General features: G+C 61.9%; 11 protein-coding genes. 1 reads left to right on the top strand and 10 read right to left on the bottom strand.

The genetic code is table 11. The features are described 5' to 3' along the window. Positions 1–2: 2 nt before the first annotated feature. From P3C29_RS14840 to P3C29_RS14830, 3 genes are read right to left on the bottom strand one after another with little or no spacing between them, the layout of a single operon-like run. Complete coding sequence (locus tag P3C29_RS14840) at positions 3–3,056, bottom strand: efflux RND transporter permease subunit (RefSeq protein ID WP_201125874.1); 3,054 nt, start codon at positions 3,054–3,056, stop codon at positions 3–5. Then, positions 3,053–4,123, bottom strand: coding sequence for an efflux RND transporter periplasmic adaptor subunit (locus P3C29_RS14835; protein ID WP_010168887.1), 1,071 nt, complete (start codon positions 4,121–4,123; stop codon positions 3,053–3,055). Before P3C29_RS14835 ends, P3C29_RS14840 begins: the two co-directional genes overlap by 4 nt. Then, positions 4,120–5,223 carry an efflux RND transporter periplasmic adaptor subunit gene (locus P3C29_RS14830; RefSeq protein WP_169386650.1) on the bottom strand — a complete coding sequence of 368 codons (1,104 nt, stop codon included), beginning with the start codon at positions 5,221–5,223 and terminating at the stop codon, positions 4,120–4,122. The genes P3C29_RS14835 and P3C29_RS14830 overlap by 4 nt, the downstream gene beginning before the upstream one ends. A gap of 122 nt (positions 5,224–5,345) precedes the next feature. Here P3C29_RS14830 and P3C29_RS14825 point away from each other — a divergent pair, with 122 nt between their 5' ends. Beyond that, positions 5,346–6,506 (top strand): AAA family ATPase, encoded by a 1,161-nt coding sequence (locus tag P3C29_RS14825; RefSeq protein WP_275964806.1) that lies wholly within the window; start codon positions 5,346–5,348, stop codon positions 6,504–6,506. Between the two features lie 97 nt (positions 6,507–6,603). Here P3C29_RS14825 and P3C29_RS14820 read toward each other — a convergent pair whose 3' ends face one another. The 7 genes from P3C29_RS14820 to P3C29_RS14790 all read right to left on the bottom strand — a co-directional run bounded on the left by P3C29_RS14820 (position 6,604) and on the right by P3C29_RS14790 (position 12,731). Further along, positions 6,604–7,479 carry a transporter substrate-binding domain-containing protein gene (locus tag P3C29_RS14820; RefSeq protein ID WP_201125870.1) on the bottom strand — a complete coding sequence of 292 codons (876 nt, stop codon included), beginning with the start codon at positions 7,477–7,479 and terminating at the stop codon, positions 6,604–6,606. Beyond that, complete coding sequence (locus tag P3C29_RS14815; RefSeq protein WP_010168881.1) at positions 7,476–8,252, bottom strand: amino acid ABC transporter ATP-binding protein; 777 nt, start codon at positions 8,250–8,252, stop codon at positions 7,476–7,478. Before P3C29_RS14815 ends, P3C29_RS14820 begins: the two co-directional genes overlap by 4 nt. Next, positions 8,249–8,908, bottom strand: coding sequence for an amino acid ABC transporter permease (locus tag P3C29_RS14810; protein ID WP_010168880.1), 660 nt, complete (start codon positions 8,906–8,908; stop codon positions 8,249–8,251). The genes P3C29_RS14815 and P3C29_RS14810 overlap by 4 nt, the downstream gene beginning before the upstream one ends. Further along, positions 8,889–9,554: an amino acid ABC transporter permease gene (locus tag P3C29_RS14805; protein ID WP_275964805.1), complete on the bottom strand. Its 666-nt coding sequence runs from the start codon at positions 9,552–9,554 to the stop codon at positions 8,889–8,891. The genes P3C29_RS14810 and P3C29_RS14805 overlap by 20 nt, the downstream gene beginning before the upstream one ends. Positions 9,555–10,165: 611 nt before the next feature. Next, positions 10,166–10,948, bottom strand: coding sequence for a MetQ/NlpA family ABC transporter substrate-binding protein (locus P3C29_RS14800; RefSeq protein WP_010168878.1), 783 nt, complete (start codon positions 10,946–10,948; stop codon positions 10,166–10,168). Between the two features lie 232 nt (positions 10,949–11,180). Then, entirely contained in the window at positions 11,181–12,101 is a 921-nt protein-coding gene (locus P3C29_RS14795; RefSeq protein ID WP_003211821.1) for a sigma 54-interacting transcriptional regulator, read from the bottom strand. Between the two features lie 48 nt (positions 12,102–12,149). Further along, positions 12,150–12,731, bottom strand: a complete 582-nt coding sequence (locus P3C29_RS14790; RefSeq protein ID WP_010168877.1) for an alpha/beta hydrolase — start codon at positions 12,729–12,731, stop codon at positions 12,150–12,152. Positions 12,732–12,985 lie beyond the last annotated feature (254 nt).

Here is a 12,985-nt window from a genome sequence, read left to right as displayed (position 1 = left end):
GCTCAAGCCTGTTCTTTCTTCGGCTCGCGAATCTTGTACCAGGCCACATACAGCGCCGGCAAAAACAGCAGCGTGAGCAAGGTGGCGATAATAATCCCGCCGATCATCGCGTAAGCCATTGGCCCCCAGAACACTTCCCGGGCGATGGGGATCATGCCCAGGCTGGCCGCCGCTGCGGTCAGCAGGATTGGCCGGCGCCGGTGCTCGGTGGCTTCCACCACCGCGTCCCACGGCGTGTAGCCGTCGCGTTCGTAGGCGTCGATCTGCGTCACCAGGATCACCGAGTTACGGATGATGATACCGATCAACGCAAGGATCCCGAGGATCGCCACAAAGCCCATGGGCGTGCCCGTGGGAATCAGCGCCAGCACCACGCCAATCAACCCCAGCGGCGCAACGCTGGCCACCAGGAACATCTTCTGCACGCTGTGCAGCTGGATCATCAGGAAGGTCGCCATCAAGAACAGCATCAGCGGCACCACCTTGGCAATCGGGCCCTGGGCCTTGCCGCTTTCTTCCACGGTGCCACCGGTAGCGACCTTGTAACCCACCGGCAACGCAGCGCTGAACGTGTCGATTTCCGGCTTGAGCTGTTTCACCAGGTCGGTCGGCTGCATGTCGTCGCGCACCGCCGCCTTGATCGTAATGGTCGGCTTGCGGTCGCGACGCCACACCAGCGGCTGCTCAAGTTCATAGCGCACGGTGGCGAACGCCAGCAGCGGAATCGAGGTGCCGTTGGGCGTGACGATCTGCAGGTTCTGCAAGGTCTCCGGTGTACCGCGCTCGGCGTCTTCGGCGCGGCCGACCACGTTGATCAGGTAGATATCGTCGTGCACCTGGGTCACCGACGCACCGCTGACCACGCTGTTCATCAACTGCGCCACGTCTTCCGACGACAGCCCCAGTTGCCGCGCCTTGTCCTGGGCGATGTCCACCCGCAGGACTTTGCCCGGCTCGTTCCAGTCGTAGATGATCTCGCCCATGTGGGTATTTTTATCGAGCATGGTCGCCAGTTCGATCGCATGTTTGCGCACCTGGTCGATGTCCTTGCCAGACACCCGGTACTGAATCGGACGCCCCACCGGCGGGCCCATTTCCAGCGGCTGCACAAAGCTGCCCACGCCGACAAAATCTTCCCGCAGGCGTTTTTGCAGGCGGGCAATCAGCGCGCCGCGTTCTTCCAGGCCCTTGCTCACAATCACCAACTGCGCGTAGTACGGGTTCTCCAGTTGCTGGTCCAGGGGCAGGTAGAAACGGATCGCGCCCTGGCCGATGTAGGTGCTCCAGCGGGCGATGTCCGGGTCGTCCTTGATGATGGCTTCAAGGCGGTCGACGGCCTTGCGGGTTTCATTGATCGAAGCGTTTTGCGGCAGGTTGAGGTCGACGAGAATTTCCGGACGGTCCGAGGACGGGAAAAACTGGTTCTGCACGAACTGCATGGAAAACACCGACGCCACAAACAACAGCACGGTGATGCCGATGGCCCACCAGCGATTGCGCATGGCCCACAGCATGCCGCCATTGAACGCCCGGCCCACCCGGCCCGGCTCGGCGTTATGGGGTTTTACCTTGCTACTGAGGATATGCACGCCCAGCACCGGCGCGAACAACACCGCGACCACCCACGACACCAGCATCGCCACGGCAATCACCGCGAACAAAGTGAAGGTGTACTCGCCCGCCGAACTGGCGTTGAGGCCGATCGGCACAAACCCGGCGACGGTCACCAGGGTGCCGGTCAACATCGGGAACGCGGTGGAGGTGTAGGCGAAGGTTGCCGCCTGCTCCTTGGTCTCACCTTTTTCCAGGCGCGTGATCATCATCTCCACGGTGATCATCGCATCGTCCACCAACAGGCCGAGGGCGATGATCAAGGCGCCCAGCGACACCCGCTGCATGGTGATGCCGCTGTATTCCATGAACACAAACACCAGTGCCAGCACCAGCGGAATCGAACAGGCCACCACCAACCCGGCACGCACGCCGAGGCTGATAAAGCTCACCACCAGCACGATGATCACCGCTTCAAACAGCGCGCTGGTGAAGCCGCCGACGGCCTCTTCCACCACTTCTGCCTGGTCGGAAACCTTGTGCACGCCCACCCCCACCGGCAGGTCGGCCGTCAGGTCATCCATACGCTGGTGCAGGGCCTTGCCGAAGTCCTGGATGTTGCCGCCCTTCTGCATGGCGATGGCCAAACCGATGGCGGGCTTGCCGTTGAAGCGGAACATCGGCGTCGACGGGTCGACGTAGCCACGGGTGATTTCCGCCACGTCGGCCAGGCGATAGAACCGGTCATTGAGCCGCAGGTTGACGTTGGCCAGGTCCTTCTCCGAAGCGAACTGCCCGGAGGTGCGCACCGAAATCCGCTCGGGCCCGGCCTCGATCACCCCGGCCGGGGTCACCGCGTTCTGCGATTGCAGGCTCTGCACCACCTGGCGCTGGTCAATCCCCAGGGCCGCGAGTTTGCGGGTGGAGAAATTCAGGTAAATCACTTCGTCCTGCTGGCCGATCATCTCGACCTTGCCCAGCCCCGGCACCGAGCGAATTTCGGCGCGCACCTGCTCCACGTAATCGCGCAGTTGGCGCATCGACAGGCCATCGGCGGTAAACGCGTACACCGAGCCGAATACATCACCGAACTCGTCGTTGAACGCCGGCCCCTGCAAGCCCTGGGGGAAACTGCCGCGAATGTCGTCGATCTTCTTGCGGACCTGGTACCAGATCTCCGGGATGTCCTTGGCGCTAGTGGTGTCCCGCAGGAACACAAACACCGTGGATTCCCCGGGCCGGGTGTAGCTTTTCACGTAGTCGAGGGAGTCCAGCTCTTCGAGTTTTTTCTCGATGCGATCAGTGACCTGCTTGAGGGTTTCTTCCTGGGTCGCGCCCGGCCAGCGGGTCTGGATCACCATGGTCTTGATGGTGAACGACGGGTCTTCCTCACGGCCCAGGTTCATGTACGAGAACACGCCCATCAGCAGCGCGACGAACATCAGGTACCACACGAAGGACTGATGCTTGAGGGCCCAGTCGGATAAGTTGAAGCTCCCTTTCATCGCGGGCTGTCCTCGTCGATTTTGACTTTTTGCCCGGGCTTCAGGCTGTTCACGCCGGCACTCACCACGCGTTCGCCGGGTTTGACGCCGGCGTTGAGCAAGGCGCTGTCGGCGTCACGGCTGACGATGGTGACGTCACGGGGCTGCACGGTCTGACTTTGGGTGTCGATCACCCAGATGCGGGTCTTGCCGTCAGCCTCCTGCACGGCGCTGAGGGGCAGTTCGATGCGCGGGGCGATGGCGGAGCTGAGGGTTACGCTGATGGCGGTGCCAAGGCGAAATGCGGGCGGCGTTTCGGCCAGGGTCAGGCGCGCACGACGGGTGCGAGTGGCGCTTTGGGCCTGGGGTTCGATCTCGCGTACGGTGGCGGTGGTGCTGACGCTCGGGTCCATCTGCCCGGCCACCAGGAACACCACGTCCGGCGGCAGCCGCTCGGCAAGGCCGGCGGGCAGGTCGATCACCGCTTCCTTGATGTCCGGGCGCGCCAGGGTCACCACTTGCTGCCCGGCGCTGACCACCTGGCCGGCCTCGGCATTCCAGGCGGTGACGATGCCCGCGTGGTCGGTGCGCAGTTCGGCGTAGTTGAGCTGGTCCTTGGCCTGGTTGACCGAGGCCCTGGCCTGGTCAAGGGAAGCCTGGGTGGTTTTCAGGTCAGTCTGGGCGATGTCCAGTTGGGCCTGGGCGCCGACGCCACGATTGAACAATTCCTGCTGGCGACGTGCGTTGGCCTGGGCGTTGATCCACTGCGCCTGGACGCGGGCCAGGTCGCCCTGGGCAGCACGAAGCTGGTTCTGCTGATCGGTGGGGTCGAGCACGGCCAGCAACGCGCCCTGCTCCACCTCAGCGCCTACGTCGACCGCGCGCCGGGCGATGCGGCCGGGCACACGGAAACCGAGATTGCTCTCGTAGCGGGCCTGGATCGTACCGGCAAAGCGGCCGAGGTTTTCCTGGTCTTCGGATTTCACTTCAATCGACAACACCGGGCGCACCGGTTCCGGCGCCGGTTCTTCCTTGGAGCACGCCACCAACAGCAGGCTGGCGGCGAGTAATACCGTCAGCCGCTTCATGGCTGCACTCCCTGGGCCTGGGCCTGATCCGGCGGCTGGGCGATTTCCACGATCATGCCGGGATGCAGCAATTGCCCGCCGGCCACCACGACTTTTTCGCCGCCCTTGAGGCCGTCGCTGATGATCACCTTGCCGGTGAGGTAGCGCGCGACCGTGACCTTGTGCAACTGCGCCTTGCCGTCGTCGTCAATCAGCCAGACCGCCGGCGCGCTGATGTCTTTGGTCAGGGCGGCCCATGGCAACTCGATGCTGGCCTTGGCCGGCCCGTTGGCGGTGGCGCTGACCACCGAGCCCAACTGCATGCCCTTGGGCAGCGCGTCGAGGGCGATTTTGACTTGCACGGTGCCGGTATTCGCAGCCACCGCCGGGGTGACTTCGCGGACCTTGCCCACGGCAGTAATCTGCGGGTTTTCCAGCAGGCTGACGGTAATCGGTTTGTCCGGTGGCGGCTCCACCAGCAACGATTCATAGACGTTGAACACCGCGTCGCGCTCGCCGTCCCGGGCCAGGCTGAAAATCGGCACGGTGGCTTGCACCACCTGGCCCACCTCGGCCTGGCGCGCGGTGATGATGCCCGGCGCGTCGGCGATCAGCGAGGTGTAGCCCAACTGCTCGCGGGCGTTGGCCAACTGCGCCTGGGCGGCGGTCAGTGCGCTCTGGCTGCTGCGTAGCGCGGCCTGGGCGGAGTCGTATTCGCTGCGACTGGTGTAGCCCTTGGGCAGGAGTTTTTCCTGGCGCACAAACGCGGCGGCAGTCTGTTTGACCCGCGCCTGCTCGGCGACCACCTGGGCCTGGGCGGAGTCGACGTTGGTCTGCAAGTCTTTCGGGTCGAGCTTGGCCAGCACTTGTTTGGCGCTGACCCGGTCACCGACATCCACCATGCGCTGGATGATCTTGCCGCCGACGCGGAACGACAGATCGGTCTGCACTCGCGCCTGGATATCGCCGGTCAAGGTGACGGCGGCGGCAAAGTCGGTGGACTTCACGGTCTGCACAAACACCCGGGAATGTTCCTTGGGTTCGGCTTTTTCCTGGCCGCAACCGCTCAACAGCGCCAGCAGGCCAAGGCCGAAGATAAATGTCGAGGTGGGACCGCCCATGCAGGCTCCTTTTGCGTGATGCCGCCGTGCCAGTGTCTATGCGACTGTGAGCTTAGAACAGGGTTCCTTATCTGCATGGAGAATCCCATACTCCGGGGGTTCCCACGCCGATAATTTTTCTCATGCTCAAGACCCTAGCGGTGGCCAATTACCGCTCGATCAACAAATTGGTGGTGCCGCTGGATCGGTTGAACCTGATCACCGGCCCCAATGGCAGCGGCAAGTCCAACCTGTACCGCGCCCTGCGGCTGCTGGCGGAGACAGCCCAGRGCGGGGTGATCAACGCACTGGCCCGCGAGGGCGGGCTGGACTCGACCTTCTGGGCCGGCCCGGAAAACATCAGCCGGCGCATGCTCAACGGCGAAGTCGCGGTAGAGCCGAACGTGCGCCAGGGCGCCAAGCGCCTGCGCCTGGGGTTTGCCGCCGAGGACTTCAGCTACGCGATCTCCCTGGGCTTGCCTGAGCCAAGCCAGTCGTATTTCTCCCTGGACCCTGAGATCAAGAAGGAATGCATCTGGGCCGGCCACGTGTACCGCCCGGCGAGCCTGCTGGTGCAGCGTTCCGGCCCGATGGTGCGCGCCCGGGATGGCCGCGCCTGGGATGTACTGGCCCAGCACACGCCGAATTACCACAGCCTGTTCGATCAGGTCGGCAGCCTGCGGGGTTCGCCGGAGGTGCTGCTGTTACGCGAAAGCATTCGCGGGTGGCGCTTTTATGACCACTTTCGCAGCGACATCGACGCCCCGGTGCGCCAGCCACAACTGGGCACGCGTACGCCGGTGCTGCATCACGACGGTCGGGACTTGGCGGCGGCGTTGCAGACCATCCGCGAGATCGGCGACCCCGAGGCTTTGCAGCGGGCGATCAGCGATGCGTTTCCCGGGGCGCGGTTGAATATCGAGCCGTTGCAGGGCGGTCGTTTTGCCATCGAGTTTTATCAGGAAGGGTTGCTGCGGCCCTTGTCGGCGGCGGAGTTGTCGGACGGGACCTTGCGTTATTTGTTGCTGGTGGCGGCGCTGCTGACACCGAGGCCACCGACGATGATGGTGCTGAACGAGCCGGAAACCAGTTTGCACCCGGACCTGTTGCCGGCGCTGGCGCGGTTGATCATCCAGGTTTCGCAGCAGTGTCAGGTGTGGGTGGTGTCCCATGCCAGCCGCTTGATTGCGGCGTTGCAGCAGGATGAAGGCTGTAATTCGATTGTGCTGGAGAAGGTGATGGGGCAGACGCAGGTGGTGGGGCAGCGGGTGCTGGATGAGCCGGCGTGGCATTGGCCCAGCTAGGCGGTGCCTGACAGAGCCAATCGCCGGCAAGCCGGCTCCTACAGTTGATCGTATTCCTCTGTAGGAGCCGGCTTGCCGGCGATCGCGGTCTACCTGATCAGCCCTGCCACTTCCCGCCTTCAACAATCACGCTTTCCGGCTTGGTGTCATCGCTCAGTTCCTTGCGAACATACTGGTCATACAGCTTGAGCAAATATTTCTCCTCGCCCAGCTTGGCCAGTTCGGCATTCACCCAATCGCGCAGTTCGATGTTGCCCTTCTTCACCGCCGGCGCAATCGGCGCTTCATCGCCCAGCTTCTGCTCCAGCACACGGTAGCCCGGGTTCTGCTTGGCCCAGCTGAACAGCACCAGGTTGTCCTGCGCGTACGCATCACCACGGCCTGCCGACAACGCTTGCAGCGACTCGGAGTTTTTCTCGAACTTCAGCAGTTTCCAGTCCGGGTGGTTCTTGGTCAGCCAGATATCAGCGGTAGTGCCGGTGGTGACGATCGTGGTGCGGGTCGCCAGGTCGTCCAGGCTTTTCACCGGGCTGCCGTTGGCCACCAGCGCCTGCACCGCCACTTTCAGGTTTGGGTTGGTGAAGTCCACCGCTTCCTTGCGCTCAGGGGTCACGGTCATGTTGGCAAGGATCAGGTCAACCTTGTCGCTTTGCAGGAACGGAATGCGGCTCGCCGGTTCCACGGCGACGAATTCGACCTTGTTCTCGTCGCCCAGCAGGTCCTTGGCGAAGCGGCGGCCAATGTCGGTATCGAAGCCGACGTAGCGGCCGGACTCATCCACAAAACCAAACGGTGGTTTGTCGGTGAATACGCCGACGATCAGCTTGTCCCGCGCCTTGATCTTGTCGATGTAGCTCGCCGCCGCCGGTGCCGGGGTGGCCGCAGCAGCCGTCTTGGCGGGCTCTTCGGATTTATTGCAGCCGGCCAGCAGAGCGAGGCCGAACAGGGGGAATAACAACTTGGCAGTTTTCATAACAGCTCCAGTTCCTTGGTTCTTTTGGGCAGTGTTGAAACGAAGGAGAACTTCTCCAGGAACTGCTGCGCGCGTGCGGTTTGCGGGTTCGTAAAGAATGCCTCGGGGGTGTTTTGTTCGAGGATGCGGCCGGCCTCCATAAACACCACGCGGTCGGCGACCGCGCGGGCGAAGGCCATTTCATGGGTGACGATCAGCAGGGTCATGCCATCCCGGGCCAGGCCCTGGATCACTTCCAGCACTTCCTTGACCATTTCCGGGTCGAGGGCGGCGGTGACTTCATCAAACAGCATCACCTGCGGGTTCATGCACAACGAACGCACGATGGCGATGCGTTGTTGCTGGCCGCCCGAGAGCTGGCGCGGGTAGGCGTCGCGTTTATCCGCCAGGCCCACCCGTTCCAGCAGTTTTTCAGCCTGGGCGCGGGCTTCGCGGGGGTCGCGTTTTTGCACTTTCAGCGGGCCGAGCAAGATGTTGTCGAGCACGCTCATATGCGGGAACAGGTGGTAACTCTGGAACACCATGCCCACGTCCTGGCGCACCTGACGCCAGTCGGTGGCCTTGTCCAGCAGCTCCTTGCCGGCAAACCGCAGGCTGCCGCTGTGGGCCACTTCCAGGCCGTTGAGACACCGCAGCAGCGTGCTTTTGCCGCAACCGCTGGGGCCGAGGATCACCACCACTTCGCCGCTTTCGACGCTCAGGTCGATGCCCTTGAGCACCTGCTGCTCGCCGAAGTATTTGTTGAAACCCTGGAACTCGATCAATGCGCTCATGCTTGGGCCCAGCGCCGTTCCAGCACCTTGGAGGCGGCCGACAACGGGTAGCAGATAAAGAAGAAAAACAGGAACAGCGCGCCGTAGATCAACACCGACTCGTAGGTGCGCTCGATGATTTGCTGGCCGACCTTGATCACGTCCACCACGCCGATCAGCACCGCGAGGGAGCTGGTCTTGATGATGCGGGTATAGACGTTGATGGTCGGCGGGGTCATGCGTTTCAGGGCCTGGGGCAGCAACACGTAGCCGTACAGCTGCGGGTCTGACAGGCCAATCGACAGACCGGCTTCGCGCTGGCCGCGGGGCAACGAATGCAAGGCACCGCGCACCACTTCGCCGACTTCACTGGCGCCCCACAGCGACAAGACCAGCACCGCGCACCAGAAGCTCGGGATGCTCAGGCCAAAGAAAATCGGCAAGCCGAAGAACAGCAAATACAGCCACACCAGCACCGGGATCGCGCGAAACAGCTCCAGGTAAACCCGCAGCACCAGGTTGATCGCTTTCGAATTCAGGGTGCGCAGCACGCCATACAACACGCCGCCGACCGTACTGAAGGCGATGCTCAAGAATGAGATCGACAGGGTTTGCGCAGCGCCCTTGCCCAGTTGAGGCAACGACACCCAGAGTAGTTCAAGACCCGAACTGGCCATGCTGGAGCCTCCTTTCAAGGCGGCTGAGCAGCAGCGACAGCGGCAGGAATAACAGCACGCAGATCAGTGTGAGCACCGCGAGCATTTCGTAGGTTTTGTAGTAGAGGGCGATATAGCTTTTGGTGGTGTAGAGAATCTCCGGCACCGCCACGGCCGAAACGATGGTGGTTTCCTTGAGCAAGAAAATGAAGTTCGCAAACAGCGCCGGCAGGCTGAGGATCCCGGCCTGGGGAAGGATCACATGGCGCAGCAGTTGCCAGTGGGACAGGCCGATGGACTTACCCGACTCGATCTGTGCCAGCGGTACCGCCTCCACACCCGCGCGCAGCACTTCGGTCAGGTAAGCGCCGCCCAGAAAAGTCATGGTGATGATCGCCGCCCAGAACCCGGAGATATTCAGCCCCAGGGCCGGCAACGCGAAGTAGACGAAAAACAGTTGGATCAGCAGCGGTGTGTTGCGCGCCAGCTCGACGTACAGCGCCACCAAGCGCCACACGTAAGGGGTGCGAAATACCAGCAGCGCGGCGTTGATCAAGGCCACCAGCATGGAGGTGCCAATGGCGATCACGCCGACTTGCAAGGTCACGCCCACGGCCTTGAGAAACGCCGGCAGCGTGCTGAGGATAAATGCGTAATCGAAGGTCATCTGAAATCCCTGACGCCGCAGGGGTAATGCGGCGTTGGTGCGGTCCGGTTCAGCGTGGGTAACGCTGAGTAGCGCCGACTTTAAAGGTATAAAAAGTAAAATTTAAATACCGAAATAGCATATTGATATCACCCAAATAGATAACCTGCGGATTCGCGGTGCAGGCGGATGACAGCTACTGTTCCCGTGGAAGTAGGAAGGGTCTTTTTATCGGCGCTGCACTTCAGGGATAGGCAGCGCCTGGCCAGACTGACGGCCCATCAACAGGCGAGGGAATGAGCGATGACCGAGGCAAAACCGATTGACCCGCAGGAACTGGTGAAGTGGCTGGTGGCGTTGCGCAGGGCCATTAACAGCCGGAATGTCTGACCTGACGCAGTACCAAATGTGGGAGCTGGCTTGCTGTGGTGAGGGGGCTTGCTGTGGTGAGCGGGCTTGCCCCGCGCTGGGCTGCGAAGCAGCCCCATCAATCTGCGGTGAACCCGACGGGGGACAAGCCCCTCACCACAGCAAGCCAGCTCCCACAGTTTTGACCGCATTCCAACCATAAAAAACGCCGACGCTATAAAAGCCGTCGGCGTTTAAACCTTGAAGGAGGTTTTGGGGCTCGATCAGAACGCCGGCACAACAGCGCCGTTGTATTTCTTCTCGATGAAGGCTTTCACTTCAGGGCTGGTCAGGGCTTTGGCCAGCTTCTGGATCGCATCGCTGTCCTTGTTGTCCGGGCGGGCAACCAGGAAGTTCACGTACGGCGACTTGGCGTCTTCGATGATCAGCGCGTCCTTGGCCGGGTTCAGGCCGGCTTCCAGGGCGTAGTTGGTGTTGATCAGGTCCAGGTCAACCTGGTCCAGAACGCGTGGCAGCAAGGCCGATTCCAGCTCTTTGAATTTCAGGTTTTTCGGGTTGCTGGCGATGTCTTTCGGCGTGGCCAGGGCGTTGGTCGGGTCTTTCAGGGTGATCACGCCAGCCTTTTGCAGCAGCAGCAGGGCACGGCCGGAGTTGCTGCCTTCGTTCGGGATGGCCACGGTGGCGCCATCTTTGAGCTCAGAGATGTTTTTGATCTTTTTCGAGTAACCGCCGAAAGGTTCGACGTGCACACCGATCACGGTGACCAGGTTGGTGCCTTTACCCTTGTTGAAGTTTTCCAGGTACGGCAGGGTCTGGAAGTAGTTGGCGTCCAGACGCTTCTCGGCCACCTGTACGTTCGGCTGTACGTAGTCGGTGAAGACTTTGATTTCCAGGTCCACGCCTTCTTTGGCCAGGGTCGGTTTGACCAGCTCAAGGATCTCGGCGTGGGGGATCGGGGTAGCGGCAACCACCAGTTTCTCGTTGGCCTGGGCGAAGCTTGCAGTCAGGGCAGCCGCCAGTGCGGTAAACAACAGAACCTTTTTCATGCAGTGTCCTTATCGAAAATCCGGGTCGTCTGTGACGGCCGCTTTTTTAGTGGATGCCAGCGAAGTGCTATCGCGGCGTGGAGCGGACAATACCGAGGTTTTTTATTCCAGAACAATACTTTTTATTCACTTTGATATTCCATTTTGTTCATGTAGGAGCCCGGCTTGCCGGCGATGGCGGTCTTGAGCCTTGCGATACTCCTGAGGACGCCATCGCCGGCAAGCCGGGCTCCTACAAAACAGCGTGTTCTTTCAGATAGCTTTTCAGGGCTTCAACCTCGGCGGCGCTGGCGTGGCCAAGAATTCGCCGCACCTGCTCCACAGGCGAACCCGCCACGGGCAGGTTCAAATGCTCAGGCAGAATCTCGTCGCCACTGCTGACCAGCAGGGCAAAGTGAATCACGTTCTCCAACTCCCGGGTGTTGCCGGGCCAGCTGTGATGCTCCAGCACGCGCTGGGCTTCGTCGCTGATCAGCGGCACCGGCAGGTCGAGACGCTGGCTGTAGATGCCGAGGAAATACTCTGCCAGTGACAGGATGTCGCCCACCCGCTCGCGCAGTGCCGGCAACTCCAACTGGCCTTCGCTGAGGTAATGGAACAAGCGCTCGTGGAACTTGCCGGCCGCCACGGCCTGGGCGAGGTCGATGCTGGTGGCCGCCACCAGGCGCACATCCACCGGGCTTGGCTGATGGGCACCGACGCGGGTGACTTCGTGGTTTTCCAGCGCCGCCAGCAACTTGACCTGGATCGGCAACGGCAAGTCGCCGATTTCATCCAGGTACAAGGTGCCGCCGTTGGCCGAGCCAAACCAACCGGCCCGGCTGCTGGCCGCGCCGCTGTGGCTGCCGGCGGCATAGCCGAACAATTCGGCGTCGGCGTACGTCGGGCTGATGGCGCCGCAATTGACCGAGACAAACAAACCGGTGCGGTCGCTGCCACGGTGGATGTGGCGCGCGAGTAATTCCTTGCCGCTGCCGGTTTCACCGCGGATCAGCACCGGCAAGGCACGGGGGGCGAGGTTTTCGAGGTCTTCACGCAATTGACGCGAACGCGGGTCGACAAACACCAGCGCCTTGGCCCGGATGCTCAGGGGGCTTTTTTCGGCGTCGGGGAAGGTCAGCAGTGGCTGACCGAAGGTTTCATGCAGGCTCATGGCAGACTCCCGCCCCATCCACGAAGGGGAAGGGGCGTTTAAAAAATTTTATGCACGGCGCCGGGAGTGATGTTCCAGGCGATTTTGCAGGCGATAGAGGTAGGCGAAGCCCTGTTCCCAGCGTTGATGGCCGGACTTCACATTGATGTGCCCGGCGCCCGCGAGAATCCCCGCTTCGGCGCCCCAGTTACGCGCCAGTTCAAGGGCGCGGGTGGCGCTGACGGCGCTGTCGTTGTCGGAGCTGACGACCTGGCTGGGAAACGGCAACAGGTCACTGGGGATTGGCGCAAAGTTACGCAGGGCGGGTGCGCAGGCGGGACGTTCGACATCGGCCGGGGCCACCAGCAGGGCGCCGCGTACCTGACGCAGAAACTGCACCGGTGCGGTGGCCGCCCAATGGGCAACGGTGATGCAGCCCAGGCTGTGGGCAATCAGAATCACCGGGGTGCTGTCGGCGGCAATGGCTTCGGCCAGTGCTGCCACCCAGTCTTCGCGACGCGGGGTGAGCCAGTCGGCCTGCTCCACGCGTGCGCTGTTGGGCAGGCTGTTCTGCCAATGACTTTGCCAATGATCTTCTGGCGATCCTTGCCAGCCCGGCACGATCAGATAACGAATCGACTCGCTGTGCATGGGTGTGCCCTCCTGCAGCGTTTAACGTTGTGGGTCAGTATAGGCACGAGGTATATATTCGTTAAGGAATAAGAAGCTATTTATTAATAACCAAAATGTTGGATTGAGGGTGGTGTGGGGGTTTAGGGGTTGAGGGTACATATCCGTTATTCAGGTAACGGCGGCTTATGGTTTCGCTCTTACAGCGACTCACTTTGGAAAAGCCCCAAAGTAAGCAAAAGGCTCTGCCCCGCCTGTCGGCACCTCGCTAAAGC

It is taken from the genome of Pseudomonas sp. 1912-s (genome assembly GCF_029269205.1).
In the GTDB taxonomy this organism is placed as follows: domain Bacteria; phylum Pseudomonadota; class Gammaproteobacteria; order Pseudomonadales; family Pseudomonadaceae; genus Aquipseudomonas.
Note: the sequence above shows the minus strand (reverse complement) of the source record. Positions and strands in the feature narration are given on the sequence as shown.

Excerpts from the sequence above, each read along its gene's own strand:
- P3C29_RS14840 (WP_201125874.1), bottom strand. The coding sequence starts at position 3,056 with ATGAAAGGGAGCTTCAACTTATCCGACTGGGCCCTCAAGCATCAGTCC.
- P3C29_RS14835 (WP_010168887.1), bottom strand. The coding sequence starts at position 4,123 with ATGAAGCGGCTGACGGTATTACTCGCCGCCAGCCTGCTGTTGGTGGCG.
- P3C29_RS14830 (WP_169386650.1), bottom strand. The coding sequence starts at position 5,223 with ATGGGCGGTCCCACCTCGACATTTATCTTCGGCCTTGGCCTGCTGGCG.
- P3C29_RS14820 (WP_201125870.1), bottom strand. The coding sequence starts at position 7,479 with ATGAAAACTGCCAAGTTGTTATTCCCCCTGTTCGGCCTCGCTCTGCTG.
- P3C29_RS14815 (WP_010168881.1), bottom strand. The coding sequence starts at position 8,252 with ATGAGCGCATTGATCGAGTTCCAGGGTTTCAACAAATACTTCGGCGAG.
- P3C29_RS14810 (WP_010168880.1), bottom strand. The coding sequence starts at position 8,908 with ATGGCCAGTTCGGGTCTTGAACTACTCTGGGTGTCGTTGCCTCAACTG.
- P3C29_RS14805 (WP_275964805.1), bottom strand. The coding sequence starts at position 9,554 with ATGACCTTCGATTACGCATTTATCCTCAGCACGCTGCCGGCGTTTCTC.
- P3C29_RS14800 (WP_010168878.1), bottom strand. The coding sequence starts at position 10,948 with ATGAAAAAGGTTCTGTTGTTTACCGCACTGGCGGCTGCCCTGACTGCA.
- P3C29_RS14795 (WP_003211821.1), bottom strand. The coding sequence starts at position 12,101 with ATGAGCCTGCATGAAACCTTCGGTCAGCCACTGCTGACCTTCCCCGAC.
- P3C29_RS14790 (WP_010168877.1), bottom strand. The coding sequence starts at position 12,731 with ATGCACAGCGAGTCGATTCGTTATCTGATCGTGCCGGGCTGGCAAGGA.